Below are 17,407 nucleotides of genomic sequence, written 5' to 3' on the forward strand. Positions count from 1 at the left end.
TCGCTATTGCGAAACATTCGCACTGTCAATGTAACTGATAACTATTATCAAAATCTAACGTCGACAGGATGGAGCGCGGTTCTGTGGATCGCGGCCCCCCGCCAATCTGCCGAAAACGGACAGTGATGGCGGTCGGAATTTGTTAACGATCGGGGCACGGGCCCGAAGGAAACCAAATTTTTAAGACACATGCGTTATTTTTCAGGAATGGAAGACCATTCGGGCACGAATCGATACATCAGAATCCGCGGCGATCAGGTCGAATTGGGCATGTACGTTCATGCCGTGCACTGCCCATGGCTTCAGAACCCATTTTGGTCGAAATCCTTCCTGGTCACGACGCGCGATGATGTCGCCAAGATTCGCGAGTCGGTGCCTGCAGTCACGATCGATCTGACCAAGGGGCGCGGACTGACGCTGATCGGCGCGACCACGCCCGTCGACGTGGCTCCGGAGCCGGTCGTTACCGAGCCTGCCGTCACCCCGCTCCGCCCGCGCCGCGCCAAGCCGCTGACCGAGCTGGAACGGGCCGGCGTCGTTTCGGCGCACGCCGCCGCCGCCATCGAACAGCTGTTCGGCGAGGTACGGCTCGGCCGCTCCATCCAGACCAGCGACCTGCTGCCGATCGTCGAGACGATCAAGGAGGCCATCGCCAAGAGCGCCGCGGCAATGATCGCCGTCACGCGGCTGAAGGAGCAGGACCAGTATATCTATATCCACTCCGTCGCGGTCTGCACCCTGATGATGAGCCTGGCCCGGCAACTGGGCCTGAGCGAGGAGGCCGTCCATGTCGCGGGGATGGCCGGACTGCTGCATGATATCGGCAAGCTGCACATTCCCGTCGCCATCCTCAACAAGCCCGGCCGCCTGACGGCCGAGGAGATGCAGATCATCCGGCGGCATCCCGGCCTGGGCCACGACATCCTGGCGGGCATGGCCGATCTCGACCCGCGTATCCTCGACGTGTGCCGACACCATCACGAACGGATGGACGGTGCGGGCTATCCCGACGGACTGAAGGGCGACGAGATCAGCCAGTTCGTCCGTATCTCGTCGGTCTGCGACGTCTATGACGCGCTCACCTCGATCCGCCCCTATAAGCGCGCCTGGTCGCCGCACGAGGCGCTGGCCCAGATGCAGGAATGGGAGGGCCATTTCGATCCCGACATGGTGCGTGCCTTCATCGCCACCCTGTTCATCCAGCCCTTCGCCGCGCTGGTCCGGCTTCAGTCCAACCGGCTGGGCATCGTGGTGCGCGAAGGGGCGAACCCGACCACACCGATCGTCCGCACCTTCTTTCACATCCCAGACCAGTCGCCCATCAGGATCGAAGACGTCGCCACCGCCAACGACCCGATCATCCGGGCGGAGCGCGGCGATTACTGGTTCGGCGACCGCTGGCCGACGCTGCGCGCCGAAATCCTGGCCCATCTCGACGATTCCATGATTTCGCCGCAACGGGCGGCGGGCGGGCGATAGGATCGGCGCGGCACATCGCCCGACGCCGCCATGGCGGGACGGCGTGCAAATCTGTATGGCGCGGGGATGATCCGCCTCAGTGAACTGAAACTGCCTCTCCACCATGCGGACGAGGCCCTGCCCGCCGCCATCTGCCGCCGATTGCGCGTGACGCCGCGCGAGCTGGTCCGCTTCGTCGTGGCCCGGCGCGGGCATGACGCGCGCGACAAGAACAATATCCAGCTCGTCTATTCGGTCGATGTGAACGTGAAGAATGAGGCGGTCGTGCTGGAGCGGTTCCGCCGCGACCGCGATGTGCAGCGGACGCCCGACACCCGCTATCACCTGCCCTCCGCCCCACCGCCCGGCACCCGGCGCCCGGTCGTGATCGGCGCGGGGCCCTGCGGCCTGTTCGCCGCGCTGGTGCTGGCGCAGGCCGGATACCGCCCGATCATCCTGGAGCGCGGCAAGGTGGTGCGCGAGCGGACGCAGGATACCTGGGGCCTGTGGCGCCGGAGCGTGCTGAACCCCGAATCCAACGTGCAATATGGCGAAGGCGGGGCGGGCACCTTTTCGGACGGCAAGCTCTACAGCCGGATCAAGGACCCGCGCCACCTGAACCGCAAGGTCCTGACCGAGTTCGTGAAGGCGGGCGCGCCACCCGAAATCCTGACCGAGGCGCATCCGCATATCGGCACCTTCCGCCTGGTGACGATGGTCGAGAGCATCCGCGCGACGATCGAGGAACTGGGCGGCGAATATCGCTTCTCCACCCGCGTCGACGGGCTGGACGTTGAGACCGACGGGGCAGGCACGCGCCGGGTGCGCGGGCTTCACCTGAACGGCGGCGGCTATCTGGAGGCCGATCATGTCGTCCTCGCCATCGGGCATAGCGCGCGCGACAGCTTCGCGATGCTGCAGGCGGCGGGCGTCCATGTCGAGGCCAAGCCCTTTTCGATCGGCGTGCGGATCGAGCATCCGCAAGGGTGGATCGACCGCGCCCGCTTCGGGCATCAGGCCGGGCATCCGGTCCTGGGCGCGGCGGAATATCACATCTCGCACCACTGCCGGAACGGGCGTACCGTCTACAGCTTCTGCATGTGTCCGGGCGGCACGGTGGTCGCCGCGACCAGCGAAGAGGGCCGAGTCGCGACCAACGGGATGAGCCAATATTCGCGCAACGAGCGCAACGCCAATTCGGGCTTCGTCGTCGCGATCGACCCGGAGCGCGACTATCCCGGCGACCCGCTCGCGGGGCTGGCGCTGCAACGCCATTGGGAAGCGCGCGCGTTCGTCGCGGGCGGATCGAACTACAAGGCCCCGGCGCAGCGGGTCGGCGACTTCCTGGCCGGGCGCCCCTCGACCAGCCTGGGGTCGGTCACCCCCTCCTATCGCCCCGGCGTGACGCCGACCGACCTGTCCGAATGCCTGCCCGACTTCGTGGTCGAGGCGATGCGCGAGGCGATTCCCGTCTTCGGCCGCCAGATCGACGGCTATGACCACCCGGATGTGGTGATGACGGGCGTCGAGACGCGCACCTCCTCACCGGTCCGCTTCACGCGCGGCGAGGACGGACAGAGCCTCAACACGATCGGCCTGTTCCCGGCGGGCGAAGGTGCCGGCTATGCGGGCGGCATCCTGTCGGCGGCGGTCGACGGCATCAAGACGGCGGAGGCGGTCGCGCACAGCATCGCGGCCGCGTGAAGGTCTTTTTCGATGGCGGCCTCCGCCCGGCGGGCATGGAATGGGCGGTCGTGCTGGGCGGGCGCGTGCATATCACGCGCGACGTGGGAGCGGGCACCAGCATGGCGGCGGAATGGCTGGCCCTGATCGCCGCCACCCGGATCGCGCATGCGGCGGGGATCACCGATGCGCTGTTGCTGGGCGATGCGGCGGCGGTCATCGCGCAAGCGAACGGCAAGGTGCGGGTGCCGCCCGCCCATGTCGGGCATTTCGCCGAGTGGTCCGCCCTGCCCCGCCCGGCACGCTTCCGGCTGCGTCACATCAAGCGCACCCAGAACCTGGCCGGAATCGCGCTGGGCCGGGTCCACCGAAATCGCCCGCCCCTGTAAGGCAGGGGTGTCCCGCTATCGGGAGGACACCGCTCCGTCAGGGTCCGGCTCTGCCGCCTCCTCTTCCGGGACGGGAATGGTCGCTCCGCCCGTCATGAAGGTGCGCGACAGGCCATGGTACAGCTTGTCGCGGCAGACCAGCTGGCTGACCCCGTCGGCGATGAAGGCGGCGGCGAACATCGGCAGCATCAGCTCGCGGCTGGCGGTCGTCTCCGACAGGATGATGACGGCGGTCAGCGGTGCGCGGACCACGCCCGCGAAATAGCCGACCATGCCCAGGATCACGATCGCCGAGGCGGGCGAGTCCGGGAAGATCGAACGCAGCAGGTTGCCCAGCCCCGCACCGACCGACAGCGAGGGCGCGAAGATGCCGCCCGGCAGCCCGGCGACGGCGGTGGCCAGCGTCGCCAGGAACTTGGCCGGGCCGTACCACAAGGGCGCATCGACGCCGACGATCATCGCCCGCGCCGCGCCATATCCCGTGCCCCAGGTCAGCCCGGTCCCGACGCCCAGCGCGGCGACGATGACACCGCACAGCGCGGCGAACAGGATCGGCTGCCGCTTACTCCACAGGGTGACGCGGTTGGTCCCGGCCGCCATCATCAGCGTCAGCCGCGCAAAGCCGCCGCCCGCCAGCCCACCGATGACCCCGGCGATCGGCGCGACCACCAGCGCGGTGACGATCGGCATATGCGCGCCGATCAGCCCGAAATAGATATAGTCGCCCTGGGCCGACTGGGCGACCATGCCCGCGATGGCGATCGCGGCGACGACCAGCAACGTGACCTTCTGCTCATAGGCCGAGGCCAGTTCCTCGATCGCAAAGAGCAGCCCGGCGAGCGGCGTGTTGAACGCCGCCGCGACCCCGGCCGCACCGCCCGCGATCAACACGGCGCCGCGCAACGGCACGCCCAGGATACGGTGGGTCAGTCCCATGACCGCCGCCGCGATCTGCACCGTCGGCCCCTCCCGCCCGACCGACGCGCCGCCCAGCACCGCCGCCAGGGTCAACCCGGCCTTGGCGATCACGGTGCGGATCGACACCAGCCCGCTGGTCGCCTGCTCGGGATCGGCCTGCGCAGCCATCACCTGGGGGATGCCCGATCCGCGGGCCAGCGGCGCGAACCGCCGGGTGATCCAGACCAGCACGGCAAAGAGCAGCGGCGTCACGATCAACGGTGCCCAGGGCAGGCGCGACTCGAAACGGTGGAACACCTCGCCCGCCATGTCGGACGCCTCGGCAAAGACCGTCGCCGCCAGACCGATCGCGACCGCGCCGATCAGGATCGCCAGCCGGGTGCGGAACCGCACCGACCCCGGCCCCTGCGCCCGCAACAGGGCGCGGTAGCGGGCGGGTGTCCATTTCCGGATAGATGGGTGGGACGGACTCTGCTCGGCCATATCCCGCCTCTACACCGGGTTGGCGGAAGAAAACCAGCAGAAGTGCCCCCGCCGCCAGCAACGGCTAATCGAGCGAGAAACCGGTGATGGCGGGCGTGAAACGGGCGTTGTGAAGCTGTCGCAACCGCTCGACCTGCGCCAGCGAGGCGGCCAGCACGGCGGCGGGGGCAAGCCGGTCGGCACGGTGGAGCGCCTGCACCGCCGCATCGGGCAGCGCCTGCACCGCTGCCGCGTCGATCGTGTAGAGCCCGGCCAGGTCATGCACCGACCCGTCCGCCCTGGTCAGCGACAGGGATAGCGGGCGAATCAGGCGATGCGCGGCCCAGGTCTCGACCAGGTCTTGCGCCGCCGCGACATCGGCCACCACCTGCTCCAGCGCACGCGCGATATCGGTCAGCAGCGGGGCGGGACGATCGCCGTCGAACAGCGCCTCCCCCGCCGTGCCCAGGCTGGGGTCGCCCGGATCGATCGCCAGGCCGCCCGCCCCGGTCGGCGCGAGCCGGAACCCGCCGAGCAAGGCCGCGCGCGGAACATAGGTCGCCTGGAACCCGCCGCCGAACACGAACAGATTGGCGGGTTCGACCAGGCTCATCAGCGCGATCAGGTTGAACCGCCCGGTCTGCGCGTCCTTGGCCAGGCAGAGCGGCATATCGGCGGCGGCGAAGGCGATCTCCGACAGGCCGAGCGCCACGAAGCGGCGCGACGCCCCGGCGGCATGATGGTCGAAACGCAGCGCGCCATGCGCGGCCGGGGAGAGCGGGGTGATGCCGGTCATACCCGTTGCAGACCATGTTCGCGGATCGCGCGCAACAGGTCGCGGTGGCGCGGGGCACGGGCGCGCAGTTCGTCCCTGGCCCGCTGCGTCCGCGTGACGAAACGCTGCGCCAGGCCTGTATCGGGCGCGGCCGGATCGATGCGCGGCTGGCGGCTCTCGAACCCCATGCCGTGCAGGATGTATTGATAGCTGGGCCAGGAAAAGACCTCGCGCGCATGGGTAAAATCCTGCGGGCCGGGCGAATGATGCCGCCACATCTCCAACCGCTCGGCAAGGCCGTCGGGGATCGAGGACGCCGCGACATTGTCGCGCCAGAAATCCGTGTCGGTCCGCCTGGTCAGGACATAATGGAGCTTCAGGAACTCGATGATCCGCATCCAGTGATGCGCGAAGGTCGCGTTGAACTGGCGTGCCATCACCTCCATCGCCGCGCGGGTGCGGGGCAACCGGTCGGCGATCGCGTCCATCGACGTTTCGATCAGCATCAAGGCGGAGGCCTCCAGCGGTTCGAGGAAGCCGGCGGACAGGCCGACCGCAACGCAGTTATTCTGCCAGAAGCGCGTGCGATGCCCCGCCTCGATGGTGATGCGGCGCGCATTCAGCCCCTCGGCGGCGGGGCCGACATAGCGGCGCAGCGCCGCCTCGGCCGCGTCGTCGCTGCTATGCGCGCTGCTATAGACATGGCCGACGCCGCGCCGGGCCCATAGCCCGATGTCCCAGATCCAACCCGCCTCTTGCGCCGTCGACACCGTATGGCAGGTGATCGGGTCGTCGTCCTGCGCATAGGGCACCTGAAGCGCGATCGCCCGGTCGGCGAACAATATGTCGTCGCACCGGCGGAACGGCACCTGATACACACCACCGATCAGCAGTGCGGCAAAGCCGGTGCAGTCGACGAACAGATCGCCAGGCACCGTGCGGCCATCGGCCAGTTCCAGCGCAGCGATATCGCCATTGTCCGCCATATGCGGGCGGACCACATCGCCCAGCACATGCGCGACCCCCAGCCTGTCCACGCCGTGATCGCGCAGCAGCGTCGCGAACTTGCCCGCGTCGAGATGATAGGCGTAGTTCGCGTGACCCGCATATTCGGGCATCACGATCGTCTTCGGCCCCAGCCCGGCGTCGCACAGCATCGCCTGATAATCGACCCAGTCGGCAAAGGCGGCCTCCCCCGCGCCCCGGTGCAGCCAGTGCGGCGCCAGGTCGATCTCGGTCGCCCCCGCGGGCGGATTGAGCGGATGGTAATAGGCGTCGCCCGGCGTGCCGTCGGTCCAGCCGACGAACCGTGCGCCCTGTTTGAACGCGGCATCGCAGGAGCGGATGAAGTCGGTTTCCGAAATGCCGATCCTGGCCAGCGTGTTGCGCATCGTCGGCCAGGTGCCCTCGCCCACCCCGACCGTGGGCACGTTGCGCGACTCGACCAGTGTGACCTGCACATCACTGCCCGTCCGGCGCCCCTGCGCGGCCAGGCGACAGGCCGCGATCCAGCCCGCCGATCCGCCGCCCACCACGACCACGCGCGTCACCCCCGTCTCGGCCACCACCCACCTCTCCTGTTCCATGCCCCCTTCTATATCGGACGAGCCGGTAAAAGGGTTGGTTTATCGCTGCTTGTACTTGTCTGACATAGAATATAACAAGGACGTCATGCGTGCTCGCCAAGAAGCACCGAATATATAATTGTCAGGGGAGAGCGATGATGAAGATAGCTGGAAATCGGAAGAATAGTGCCCGCTATGCCGCCCAGGGGCTGGCCAGCGCACTTGTCGCACTTATCGCGGCAACGCCCGCTCTCGCCCAGACCCAGTCGCCACCGGCGGACCAGACCGCGACGCTGCCCAGCCAGAGCGAAGCCGACGGCACGTCGGGCGACATCGTCGTCACCGGCATCCGCCGCAGCATCGAATCGGCCGCCGCGATCAAGCGCGACGCGGCCGGTATCCTCGACGCCATCTCATCCGAAGACCTCGGCAAATTCCCCGACGCCAATGTCGCCGAGTCGCTGCAGCGCATTCCCGGCGTCGCGATCGACCGCAGCAACGGCGAAGGCGCCTCGGTCAGCGTGCGCGGCCTGGGGCCCGCCTTCAACACGGTGTTGTTCAACGGTCGCAGCTTCGCCTCGGACAATTACAACCGCGCCTTCTCGTTCGACCTGATCCCGGCCGAACTCATCAGCGGCGCGCAGGTCTATAAGAGCTCGCAGGCCTCGCTTCAGGGCGGCGGCATCGGGGCGACGATCAACGTCCAGACGCCGCGCCCCCTGGCGCTGAAGGAGTTCAAGGGCGTCTTCACGGGCAAGGCGCTGTACGAGGGCAACAGCAAGAAGGTCACGCCGCAGCTCTTCGGCCTGCTCAGCGACACCTTCGCCGACGGCAAGCTGGGCCTGCTCGCGTCGATCTCGTACCAGAAGCGTATCGCCTCGATCCGCGCGATCAACACCGACGGCTATATTCCGGGCACCTCGGTCGGCCCCAATAACGCGCCGCTCTATACCAACGTCTATTCGCCCCGGAACCAGGACGTGAACCAGACGCGCGACGACCGCACCCGCCTCGGCGCGACGCTGGTCGCGCAATATGCGCCGACCGACGAACTGACCTTCACCGTCGACGGCCTCTACAACCGGTTCAAGAGCGACACGACGACGCGCGGGCTGGGCAGCTGGTTCGAACCGACCAGCTTCACCGCCGCCGGGATCGATTCGAACCGTACCGTCACCTCGCTGACCACCAACGGCAATGCCGACTTCATCGCCTCGGGCGGGGTGCGCGAGACGACGACCTATGAGGCCGGGTTCAACGCCGAATGGCGGCCTGCCGACAATGTCCGCATGGTGTTCGACGCCACCTATTCGCAGGCCAAGAATGCGGGCGGCGGCAAATCCTATTTCACCGTCATCGGCGTACCGACGCAATATTCGTTCAACGCGGCCGAAGGGAACGGCATCCCGTCCACCTCGGGCTATGCGGGCGGCGTGCTGACCAATCCGGCGCTGGGCCGCACCCATATCGCCGGGCGCAGCGGCAACGACGTGACCGAGAAGGTCCAGGAATATCGCTGGAACACCGAATGGAAGCCGGGTTGGGACATCGTCTCGGCGCTGCGCTTCGGCCTGACCGGTACGTCGCGTGACAAGCGCAACGTGCCCTTCACCTCGGACCCCAATATCGGCTGCCTCTATTGCGGTTATCCGACGCTGGCCGATCCGTCGCTGCTGTCGCCCTTCACCCTCGGGTCGCTGGGACAGCGCAGCGGCAGCGTGCCGACCACCTTCCTGACCTATGACCCGCAGGCCTATTTCAACTTCCTGACCAGCACCGCGGCGACCACCGCGCTCGACCGCGCACGCGGCCAGCCGGTGGGCACGACGGCGGCGATCTTCGCGCGCACCAACGGCTATGCAGTGACCGAGCAGCCCTCGGCGCGGGTGCGTGAGAAGGTGTTCGCCAGCTATGCCGATGTCGACCTGGAGGGTACGGTCGCCGGGCTTCCCTGGTTCATCAATGTCGGCGGGCGCTATGAATATACCGAGCTGGTGTCGGCCGGGCAGCAATTGCAGCTGACCGATCTGCTCCCCGTGCCGGGCGATCCGACGACCTATAACGGCGTGTTCGCCAACAACCGCGCGGCGGTGTCGGTCAACCGGCGTTCGTCCTACAGCAATTTCCTGCCCAATCTGAACGCCAAGCTGAACCTGACGCCCAAGCTCCAGGCGCGCTTCGCCGCGTACAAGACGCTGACGCGGCCCGCGATCAGCGATCTGGCACCCAGCCTCGACATCGGCACGCTGCGCCCCGCAACGCTGACCGCCAGCGGCGGCAATCCCGATCTGAAGCCGTACCGCGCGACCAATTTCGACCTGTCGCTGGAATGGTATCCGACCGCGACCACCACGCTGTCGGCGGCGGTCTTCCACAAGACGGTCGACGACTTCATCGTCCAGACCTTTGGCGAAGAGCTGTTCACCATCGCCAATGCGGGCAACCTGCCCGTCGGCGGGCTCATCGTCGGTCCCAACACGGCGAAGTTCAGCGTCCGGCGCCCGCGCAATGCCCAGTCGCTGACGATCAAGGGGCTGGAGCTGAACCTCGTCCACACCCTCGACTGGCTGCCGGGCGCGCTCAGCGGCTTCGGCGTGCAGGCGAATGCGACCTTCGTCACCACCAATCGCGAATTCGACGTGAGCCAGGTCGGCCAGTCCTTCGCCGCCGAAGGGATCGGCAATTCGCAGAATGCGACGATCTTCTACGAGAAGTTCGGCGTGTCGGCGCGTATCGCCTATAACCGGCGCGAACGCTTCCTTCAGCAGCTGGCGGGCGGTCCCGGCAACGAGCCGGTGTTCGTGCGCGATTACGGTCAGTTCGACGGCAGCGTGGCGGTGAATGTCACCCCCTTCGCCCAGGTCTTCGTCGAGGGCACGAACCTGTTCAACGCGAAGTATTTTGCGACTGGCCGCTTCGACAACCAGTTGTTGCGCTACCAGAATTTCGGGCCACGCTATGATGCAGGCGTCCGTTTCTCGTTCTGACGCGCATCAGAACCCGTTTGGAAACGCGCTGAAGGCGCGTAGCGGGCTGGCGCCGTAACAACGTTCGCATCAGGCAGGCGTGACCGGTCCCACCGGTCGCGCCTGCTCCGGCTCGGCGAGCGGGCGGACGCGGAACAGCAGGATGCCGCCCGCCAGCGCCAGCGCGCCCAGCATCACGCAGAACCCGACCACGCCGGGCCATCCCCGGCGCGTCCAGGCGATGCCGCCCGCCGAGCCCAGCACGCTCGACCCCATATAATAGAAGAACAGATACCAGGCCGCCGCCTGCCCCCGCGCCGCGCCGCCGCGCCTGCCGACCCAGGCGCTGGCGATCGAATGCGCGCCGAAAAAGCCGATCGTGACCACCGCGATCCCCGCCACCACCAGCGCGAGCGGTGCCGCGGCGGTCAGCAACACCCCGACGATCGACAAGGCGGCGGGAATCCAGAAGACTCGGCGACGCCCCACCTTGCCCGCCAGCTTGCCGAACAGGCTCGAACTGATCGACCCCAGGATATAGAGCAGGAATATCGCGCCCACCGTCGCCTGGCTCAGCCCATAAGGGGGCCCGAGCAGATGGAACCCGGCATAGTTGAAGATGGTGACGAATATCCCCATCAGCAAAAAGCCCTCCGCGTAGAGCAGCCGCAGGCCGGGGTCGCGGAACAGTATCGCCGCCCCGCGCGGCAGGGCCAGCCAGTCCGCCTCGCTCGCCACGAAGCGGCGCGACGGGGGCGCGAGCCGCCGGAACGCCTCGGCCATGACGAGGCCGCTCACCCCGACCGCGGCGAGCGCCCAGCGCCAGTCGGCAAACGCGGCCACCATGCTGGCGAGCAGTCGTCCACCCATGCCGCCCAGTCCGCTGCCCGCGATGTAAAGCCCCATCGCCGACCCGATCGACCCCGCATCCACCTCTTCGGCGACATAGGCCATCGCCACGGCGGGAACGCCCGCCAGCGCCAGCCCGGCCAGGAAGCGCAGGACCAGCAGCGCGTGCCAGCCGGGCACCAGCGCCGCCGCCAGGGTCAGCGCGGCGGCGACCATCATCGCCGCGACCATCAGCGACCGCCGCCCCATCCGATCCGACACCGCGCCCGCCACCAATATGCCCAGCGCCAGCGGCCCGGTCGCTAGCGACACCGCCAGCGACGACGCCTCGGCACTGATCCGGTAATGCGCCGCCAAAAGCGGCAACAGCGGCTGCACCGCATAGAGCGTCGAAAAGGTCGAGAAGCCCGCGAACAGCATCGCCCAGGTCAGACGACGATAGGCGGGCGTACCGGCGGCCAGCGCCTCGGCAAGGGCGGCCTCCCGACCCGGTTCGTGATTCATCGGCAACTCCCAGGTGGCTTCGCCCGCTCCCCTAGGCCGAGGGAACGGCATTCCCAAGCGTCGATGCGTCCAGTACCGTCCGCCCCAGCACAGGGCGGGCATGGTTCAGGCCCCCGTCATCCCGATATAGCGGATCGCGCCATCGGTGCCGCCGTTGCGGACGCGCAGCGAGCCGATCCGCTCACCGCTGGCCGATCGCACGATCAGGTTGATGTCGTAATCGGAGCAATATTCGAGCTGGACGAGGTCGTTCATCGAATTGCCGGGGATCGTGTCCCACACCTCACCGGTGACGCGCAGCCCGGAGCAGCGGATCGCGCGCAGGAACTGGCCGTTGCGCCGCCCGCGAAGCGTGACGTTGCGCAGGGTCACGTTGCGGCAGTCGGTCAGATAGGCGGTCGGCCCGTCCTGCGTCGCCGCGCCGAAATCCAGATCGGCATTGGCGATGGTGATGTCGGCAATCTCGCATCCTTGCGCGACGCCGTTATTCTGCATCATCAGCGGGCAACCGGTGGGCCCTTGCGTGATCCGTCCCTTCACCCCGCTGACCAGGATGTTGCGGATCACCGCCTTGCCGGTCGTGGTGCTGGTGAAGAATTTGATGCAGGAAAAGGCGGCACTGTCGAGCGTCAGGCTGGTCAGCGTGATCCGCTCCATCACCGCATCGATCGATTCATGATTTTCCGAGGTGAAGGACAGCGCATCGTCGCCGCTGCGCACCGTGATGTTCGATCCGCTGACCCGCGCGCAGGCCCCGAAGAAGTGAAGCCCGTCGGCACCGGGGCGATTGACGCCGGAGAAGAGTTGCAGGCCGTTGAGGTGGCCGCCGGTGGCGTTCTTCACCTCCATCCCGAAGCCGGTCAGCGGCCCGGCGGTCTTCACGCCGATGACGGTGAAGCCATCGGTCGCGACGACGCCTAGCCCCTTGCGCGTCGCCCCCGCCGGATCGCTATCGCCCCCGACAAAGGCGCCGCCCGCCCCGATGATGGTCACGTTCGACAGCCGCTCGCCCGAACGGTTGGTCAGGCAGTATTGGGTGCCGACCGCCGGGCCATGATCGTTATAGACATCGCCTGCGACCAGGATACGCGCATTGCTGGCATAACCCAGCCCGGTCGCCAGCAGGCGGTGGCCGCCCGCGGGTATCGTATAGGCGCTGCGAGTCCGTGCCGCCGCGTCGAGCGCGGTTTGCAGGGTGGTGGTCATGTCGGTCGGGGCCATGGGTGCGGTCATGCGGCGCGCTTAGTCGCGGATCAGTAAAAAGTTCCACCACAAGCTTTTGAAAAACAGCTATTTTTACATCATTTGATGTACCTTTCGCCAAATGCCGCCGCCGTTAACACAGCGTCAAGCAATGGGGCGAAAAGGGGCGGTTCATGCACAACCCGCCCCCTCTCCATGACCGCCGCCCACATGATCGGCGCAGCGTCCTTCGCCTGATCGCCACGCTCTCGACCGGCGCATTGCTGGCCGGGTGCGGCGGCGGTGGCGGGGACGATTCGATCGTCACGCCGCCAACCGCGACCGCCCCGCCCCCCGCCGCATCATCGGCGCATCCGCTGACCCTGGCGCTGACGCTCGCCTATCTGGGCGGGCAATATTTCTCCTACGCCGCGCGGGGCGCGCCCTTGCCCAGCGTGCTGACCGGGACCGGTGCGGCTAGCGCGACCGGGGCGCGGCAACTGGCCTTCACCGACCCGGCCATCGCCCGGCTCGCCGCCGATCTGGCCGACGACAAGGCCGCGCATATCACCGCACTGCGCGGACAGATCGGCGCTTCGGCCCCGACCCAGCCCGCCATCGATCTGTCGGCATCCGCCGGCGGCGCCTTTTCACAGGCCGCCCAGCGTGCCGGGATCGTCGCATCGGGCCAGTCCTTCGATCCTTATGCCGACGACACCCATTTCCTGATCGGCGCGCTGCTGCTCGAAAATGCGGTGGCGGCGACCTATCGCCGGTTGCTGATGGTCGAACAGGATGCGGCGAGCGGCACGATGGTCGCCGCGCAACTGGCCGATTCCATCTATCATGGCGGCATGATCCGCGCGTTGCTCGACGATCGCGCCGCTACCACGCCCCAGGTCGATGCCATGCTGGCGCGGATCGGCACGATGCTGGCCGCGCTCGACGGAACGCAGGGCAGCGACCAGATCCTGCCCGGCGGCGACGCGAACAGCTCCAACCTGCTGGACGCGGAGGGGCGGCCCATCCCCTTCACCCGCACCGACCGCCAGGTGCTGAGCGCGCTCTACCTCTCCAGCACCGGGCCCGGCGGATTCCTGCCCCAGGGGGTGCCCGGCATGGCATGATGCGCCACCGCGCACAGCGTCTCGCCCCGGCGGTAGAGCGCGAACTCCCATCCGGCACTGGGCCAGGGCGTCTCCAGCACGATCCGCCCCGCCCGCGCATGAAAGGCGAGTCGGTCGAGCGGCAGGGCGAGACCGACGCCCAGCGCCTTGCCATAGGCCTCGCGCAAGACCCAGCGACAGGCCAGCTCGATCACCGGGTCCGCCGCGGCGATGACCAGGGGACGCTCGCTGTCCGCCAGCCAGGAATCGCCGACATCGGCGTTCAGGGCAACGCGCGACACCGTCTCCACGTCCAGCCCGATGCGCCCGCACCGGGCCCAGGCGGCGGCATGGCATCCCGAGGCGCTGCTGCGGCTGACGACGGTCACGCGCCCCGTCATCCGGGCCGCCGCCGCATCCCGGTCGGCGGCGGAGGGCGCGAGCAGCAGCATCCGCCCCTTGCCCAGATCGGCCGCCATCGCCGCGCCGACCGGGACCGTCGCCAGATCGCGCAGACAGGCCGCCAGCGCGCCCGCCCGATCAGGCCGAGCCGACATGGCTCGTCGGATCGATCCGGTCGGCGAGCAGCGCCAGCCGAGCAAAGTCCTGGATCGTCACCACCCCGCCCCGGATCAGCGCCAGTTCCTCGCGCCGCATCTGCGACACGATCCGGTTGATATGGACCAGGCTCAACCCCAGCAGCTCGCCCAGCGTGTCCTGGGTCAGCGGCATCGGGAAGGTGCCGCTGTGCACGAAGCCGATCACCGAGAGCCGGTGATGGAATTCGAGCAGCAGGTGCGCGGTCCGCTGGAGCGCGCTCTGGCACCCCAGCCGCACGACATGGTCCAGCAGCGCCGTCTCCTCGCACCGGTCGATCGCCGCCATGGCGCGGACGATGCCGGGATAGGCCTGCGGCTCGGTGCGCACCGCCTGGATCAGCCGGGCGATGCCGATGGTCCGCACCGGGGTCAGCGCGACGACGGGGTTCAGCGCGAGCGGCCGCCGGTCCCCCCGGTCGCCCATCATGTCGCCGGGCAGCAATACCCCCAGCATCTGGCGGCGGCCATCGGGCAGGATGCGCGGGCGACAGGCCCAGCCGCCGACGATCAGCCGGGGATGCGGGCTGCCGTCGTCGCGCGGACAGATGCTGGTCCCCGCCGCATGGGCTTTGGGCGGTTCGGCCAGCGACAGGACGAGTTCGACCTCATGGGGCGCAAGCGTGGCGAAGTTGCGGAGGCGATGCAGCAGCAATTCGCTGGTGATCGCACGCGGGGCGGGGGCGGGCCGATGGCTGCTCAAAGCAAGGCTGCCCATGGTCAATTCGCATAATAGGTGTTGTAAGACCCCATGAACTGCGCCGGATCGCCATAGCCCGACCGCGACAGCGCATGAAGATCGACCCGGCTGAGCGCCACGCCCGTCATCTTCACGCCCAGCGTCTGGAGCAGATGGATCGCCATCTCGACCGCCGCGTCAGGCGTCTTGCGCCAGCGGACCAGGAGCACGGTCGAATCCGCCTTCTTGGCGACCAGCCGCCCGTCGACCACCGGCAATACCGGCGAGGCGTCGAAGATAACGACGTCGAACATCGCCTTCAGATCCTCGATCAGCGCATCGAAGCCACCGCCGCCCAGCGCCGCCGCGCCGCCCAGCCCGGCACGGACCATCGGCAAAATGGTCAGCGGCGAGTCCGAATCGCGGATCAGCGCCTCGTCGAGCCGCGCCTCGCCCTCCAGCACCTGTTGCAGCCCGACCGCCGGGCGCAGGCCGAGCGCGCTGGCGATGCTGGGGCGGCGCATATCGGCGTCGACCAGCACCACGCTCACCCCGCTCATCGCGACGATCCGCGCCAGTCCGATCGCGGCGGTGGTCTTGCCTTCATTGGGCAGCGCCGAGGTCAGCGCCACGGTGCGCACCGTCCCCGCCGCCGCCGATTGCAGGACCGAGGCGGCAAGGTTGCGATAGCCCTCGGCATAGGCCGAGCCGCTATGGTCGACCAGCGCGCTGATCGGATCGCTGCCGCCGATATGGCGCACCGCCGAGTTCAGCGTCGGCAGCCCCGCCAGATAGGGAAGCTGCAACCGCCCCTCGACATCCTCCAGCGTCCGGATACCGCGATCGGTGCCCTGCCGCATGAACACGACGCCCAGCCCCGTCGCGACCGCCAGCAGCGCACCGACCAGCATGTTGATCGGCCGGTTGGGCGAGCTGGGACGCATGGGCAGCGCCGCCAGGCTGGCGATGCGCGCGTCCGACCGGGTCGAGGCGGCCTGCGCACCGATCTCGTTCAGCCGGGTCAGCAGCAGCGCATAGCTTTGATGCGCGGTGTCCGACCGAAGCTGAAGCCCGCCCAGCGCGATCGAGGCGACATTGTTGCCGACCACCTGCGACCGCGCACCCGACGCGCTGCCTGCCAGCGAGGCGGTCCGCCGCGCGGCGACATCGCGCTGCGCCTCCAGATTGGAGATGGTGCGCTTGATCTCCCCCTCGATCTGGCTGTCGATATCCGCGACCTGGCGCTGGGCGGCGGCGAGCGGGGGGTATTTGGGGCCGTATTTGCCGCCCAGATCGGCGACCTGCGCGCTGACCACCGCGCGCTGGCTGCGCAGTTGCTGGATCACCGGCGAGCCGAGCGCTTCGCCCAGATCGTCACCCTTGGACCCGCGCGCGAGCTGCTGGCGTGCGGTCTGGAGCCGGGCGGTTGCTTCCGCCTCTCCGGCGCGGGCGAGCGCGACCTGCCCGTCGAGCGAGGAGAGCTGCTGTTCGGCGATGGTGCCGCCCTGCACGCTCATCAGATTATGTGCGACCTTGTAGCGGCCGAGTTCGCCGTCCGCTTCCTCGACCTCGCGGCGCGCTTCGTCGAGCTGCCCGCGCAGCAATGCGGCGGCGGCGTCCGCGCCTTCGCGCTTCACCGCCCCCGACTGGGTGACGAATTCCTGCGCATAGGTGTTGACGATCGCGGTGGCGAGCTGGCGGTCGGGATGTTCGAAGGACAGGCTGAGCATGAAGGTCTGGGCGTTGCGATGCACCTCGATCCCGCTGGCCAGCCGGTCGATCGCAGCGTCGCGCCGGGCCGATGCGGGCAAGGGTGCGGACCTGCGCGCCATCCCCGGAATCCGCTCGACCGGCGACGGGTTATGGACCAGCGCCTGGAAGCGCCCCTCCTCGGCCAGACCCAGCCGATCGACGACCAGCCCGGCCAGCGTCCGGCTCTTGAGCAGTTCGACCTGGGTGTCGACGCTGGAATCGGCGGCGGGATCGCTGAGCGCGCTGGTCCGCTCGGACCCGATCTGGGCAGGCTGGGGCGCGATGACCAGCGTCGCGGTCGCGGTGTAGCGGGGGGTCTGCAACCAGGTATAGGCCGCGACCAGGACCATGATGCCGCCCGCAACCGCCAGGAACAAGGTCAGGTGGCGGCGATAGGCCTTGATAAGGTCCATCACCCCGTTCTGCGGCGATGGTGGCCGATCGACATAGGCCGGTATCGGACGGGTTTCGAGGGTCGCGCTATCGTAGCGGATCGGCAGGCTGGCCATCATCGATACTCCCG

General features: G+C 68.2%; 13 protein-coding genes. 5 read left to right on the top strand and 8 right to left on the bottom strand.

What is annotated here, in order from left to right; all coding sequences use genetic code 11:
- The first annotated feature begins 207 nt into the window (after positions 1 to 207).
- From U1H82_RS11820 to U1H82_RS11830, 3 genes are all read left to right on the top strand, one after another.
- Positions 208 to 1,479 (top strand): cyclic di-GMP phosphodiesterase, encoded by a 1,272-nt coding sequence (locus U1H82_RS11820; RefSeq protein ID WP_322965140.1) that lies wholly within the window; start codon positions 208 to 210, stop codon positions 1,477 to 1,479.
- Positions 1,480 to 1,545: 66 nt separating this feature from the next.
- On the top strand, positions 1,546 to 3,162 hold the full coding sequence (locus U1H82_RS11825; protein WP_322965141.1) for an NAD(P)/FAD-dependent oxidoreductase: 1,617 nt from the start codon (positions 1,546 to 1,548) through the stop codon (positions 3,160 to 3,162).
- Positions 3,159 to 3,530, top strand: a complete 372-nt coding sequence (locus tag U1H82_RS11830) for a reverse transcriptase-like protein (RefSeq protein ID WP_322965142.1) — start codon at positions 3,159 to 3,161, stop codon at positions 3,528 to 3,530. The genes U1H82_RS11825 and U1H82_RS11830 overlap by 4 nt, the downstream gene beginning before the upstream one ends.
- A 15-nt stretch (positions 3,531 to 3,545) precedes the next feature.
- Here U1H82_RS11830 and U1H82_RS11835 read toward each other — a convergent pair whose 3' ends face one another.
- The 3 genes from U1H82_RS11835 to U1H82_RS11845 form a co-directional block, all read right to left on the bottom strand.
- On the bottom strand, positions 3,546 to 4,931 hold the full coding sequence (locus tag U1H82_RS11835; protein WP_322965143.1) for a chloride channel protein: 1,386 nt from the start codon (positions 4,929 to 4,931) through the stop codon (positions 3,546 to 3,548).
- 64 nt (positions 4,932 to 4,995) lie between these two features.
- Entirely contained in the window at positions 4,996 to 5,706 is a 711-nt protein-coding gene (locus tag U1H82_RS11840) for a SapC family protein (protein ID WP_322965144.1), read from the bottom strand.
- Positions 5,703 to 7,271, bottom strand: coding sequence for a tryptophan halogenase family protein (locus U1H82_RS11845; RefSeq protein ID WP_322965145.1), 1,569 nt, complete (start codon positions 7,269 to 7,271; stop codon positions 5,703 to 5,705). The genes U1H82_RS11840 and U1H82_RS11845 overlap by 4 nt, the downstream gene beginning before the upstream one ends.
- Positions 7,272 to 7,405: 134 nt before the next feature.
- Between U1H82_RS11845 and U1H82_RS11850 the strand changes: the two genes are divergently transcribed.
- A complete protein-coding gene (locus U1H82_RS11850; RefSeq protein ID WP_322965146.1) occupies positions 7,406 to 10,237 on the top strand; it encodes a TonB-dependent receptor in 2,832 nt (943 codons plus the stop codon).
- A 69-nt stretch (positions 10,238 to 10,306) separates the two neighbouring features.
- Here the strand turns inward: U1H82_RS11850 and U1H82_RS11855 are convergent, their stop codons facing one another.
- Positions 10,307 to 11,569 (bottom strand): MFS transporter, encoded by a 1,263-nt coding sequence (locus tag U1H82_RS11855; RefSeq protein ID WP_322965147.1) that lies wholly within the window; start codon positions 11,567 to 11,569, stop codon positions 10,307 to 10,309.
- A gap of 105 nt (positions 11,570 to 11,674) precedes the next feature.
- Positions 11,675 to 12,802, bottom strand: coding sequence for a hypothetical protein (locus U1H82_RS11860; protein ID WP_322965148.1), 1,128 nt, complete (start codon positions 12,800 to 12,802; stop codon positions 11,675 to 11,677).
- Positions 12,803 to 12,945: 143 nt separating this feature from the next.
- On the opposite strand from U1H82_RS11860, the gene U1H82_RS11865 reads away from it, so the two are divergent.
- Positions 12,946 to 13,878 (top strand): ferritin-like domain-containing protein, encoded by a 933-nt coding sequence (locus U1H82_RS11865; RefSeq protein ID WP_322965149.1) that lies wholly within the window; start codon positions 12,946 to 12,948, stop codon positions 13,876 to 13,878.
- Here U1H82_RS11865 and U1H82_RS11870 read toward each other — a convergent pair.
- Genes U1H82_RS11870 through U1H82_RS11880 form a run of 3 tightly spaced genes read right to left on the bottom strand, consistent with a single transcriptional unit; the run spans position 13,818 to position 17,396 of the window.
- Positions 13,818 to 14,414, bottom strand: coding sequence for a 4'-phosphopantetheinyl transferase superfamily protein (locus U1H82_RS11870; protein ID WP_322965150.1), 597 nt, complete (start codon positions 14,412 to 14,414; stop codon positions 13,818 to 13,820). The genes U1H82_RS11865 and U1H82_RS11870 overlap by 61 nt on opposite strands.
- Positions 14,398 to 15,156 carry a Crp/Fnr family transcriptional regulator gene (locus U1H82_RS11875; protein ID WP_322965152.1) on the bottom strand — a complete coding sequence of 253 codons (759 nt, stop codon included), beginning with the start codon at positions 15,154 to 15,156 and terminating at the stop codon, positions 14,398 to 14,400. Before U1H82_RS11875 ends, U1H82_RS11870 begins: the two co-directional genes overlap by 17 nt.
- A 17-nt stretch (positions 15,157 to 15,173) precedes the next feature.
- Entirely contained in the window at positions 15,174 to 17,396 is a 2,223-nt protein-coding gene (locus U1H82_RS11880) for a GumC family protein (RefSeq protein WP_322965153.1), read from the bottom strand.
- Between the last annotated feature and the right edge of the window lie 11 nt (positions 17,397 to 17,407).

The sequence above is a fragment of the Sphingomonas fuzhouensis genome (assembly GCF_034659795.1).
Taxonomy (GTDB): Bacteria; Pseudomonadota; Alphaproteobacteria; order Sphingomonadales; family Sphingomonadaceae; genus Sphingomonas; species Sphingomonas fuzhouensis.

What these genes read in the sequence shown, in the direction of transcription:
- U1H82_RS11845 (WP_322965145.1), bottom strand. Translation starts at nt 7,271, where the DNA reads ATGGAACAGGAGAGGTGGGTGGTGGCCGAGACGGGGGTGACGCGCGTG.
- U1H82_RS11825 (WP_322965141.1), top strand. Translation starts at nt 1,546, where the DNA reads ATGATCCGCCTCAGTGAACTGAAACTGCCTCTCCACCATGCGGACGAG.
- U1H82_RS11840 (WP_322965144.1), bottom strand. Translation starts at nt 5,706, where the DNA reads ATGACCGGCATCACCCCGCTCTCCCCGGCCGCGCATGGCGCGCTGCGT.
- U1H82_RS11850 (WP_322965146.1), top strand. Translation starts at nt 7,406, where the DNA reads ATGATGAAGATAGCTGGAAATCGGAAGAATAGTGCCCGCTATGCCGCC.
- U1H82_RS11880 (WP_322965153.1), bottom strand. Translation starts at nt 17,396, where the DNA reads ATGATGGCCAGCCTGCCGATCCGCTACGATAGCGCGACCCTCGAAACC.
- U1H82_RS11855 (WP_322965147.1), bottom strand. Translation starts at nt 11,569, where the DNA reads ATGAATCACGAACCGGGTCGGGAGGCCGCCCTTGCCGAGGCGCTGGCC.
- U1H82_RS11870 (WP_322965150.1), bottom strand. Translation starts at nt 14,414, where the DNA reads ATGTCGGCTCGGCCTGATCGGGCGGGCGCGCTGGCGGCCTGTCTGCGC.
- U1H82_RS11865 (WP_322965149.1), top strand. Translation starts at nt 12,946, where the DNA reads ATGCACAACCCGCCCCCTCTCCATGACCGCCGCCCACATGATCGGCGC.
- U1H82_RS11820 (WP_322965140.1), top strand. Translation starts at nt 208, where the DNA reads ATGGAAGACCATTCGGGCACGAATCGATACATCAGAATCCGCGGCGAT.
- U1H82_RS11860 (WP_322965148.1), bottom strand. Translation starts at nt 12,802, where the DNA reads ATGACCGCACCCATGGCCCCGACCGACATGACCACCACCCTGCAAACC.
- U1H82_RS11835 (WP_322965143.1), bottom strand. Translation starts at nt 4,931, where the DNA reads ATGGCCGAGCAGAGTCCGTCCCACCCATCTATCCGGAAATGGACACCC.